The organism is Lachnoclostridium sp. An76 (assembly GCF_002161355.1).
In the GTDB taxonomy this organism is placed as follows: Bacteria; Bacillota; Clostridia; order Lachnospirales; family Lachnospiraceae; genus Mediterraneibacter; species Mediterraneibacter caccavium.
In genome coordinates, this window is record NZ_NFHL01000024.1 from 1 (window position 1) to 601 (window position 601).

Here is a 601-nt window from a genome sequence, read left to right on the forward strand (position 1 = left end):
CAAAGCGGAAGATTCGCCTGCGGCTCAGGCATCCGCTTTGAAATTAACGCCGCATCCCATTCTTTTAAGTCTTTCCATCAGATTACTCCAAGTCACCGTCGCCATATCCCCGTCCGCCGCGAAAGGTGCATCAAAGGGGCCGGTTTTCTGGGTTCATCCGATCGGCAGGTCCCCGCAGGCAAATGCAGGATTTCGAAAGTTGGATGAAAGGGGAGCTTCTGTGGCGAAACAGGAATTTTTATTAGACGGAAGGTGACGCGGACTTCCGGGAGATGGGTTGTCTTTTGCCGGGAAAGTTCCCTTCTCGCTACGTTTTTAAACGCTGCATTTGTCGGGGGACCTTCCGTCTTGAGCAAAACCAGAAAACAGCGAAGCGCCTTTTTCGAAAACCTTTCAGCACGGGTGTGTGGGTGACTGAGGTGACTGCGGAGGGGCTTGAAAAAACTTGAAATCCGGAACTATGCGTTGAAAGCAGCAGGGGGCTTGTCTGAGCCAAAAGCGAGTTGCTCCCTGCTGCTTTCTGCCTTTAGCATAGTCCCGGATTTCTTAGTTTTTGCTGCCACGGAGCCCCGGAGCCGAAGCCACCCACACACCCGTGCTG

The 601-nt window shown here is 53.2% G+C and carries 1 protein-coding gene; it reads left to right on the top strand.

Features of this window, described 5'->3' with window-relative positions; genetic code table 11:
- Positions 1-256: hypothetical protein (locus B5G27_RS16280; protein WP_206609010.1), on the top strand; the 256-nt coding region annotated here is incomplete at its 5' end.
- Positions 257-601: the final 345 nt, after the last annotated feature.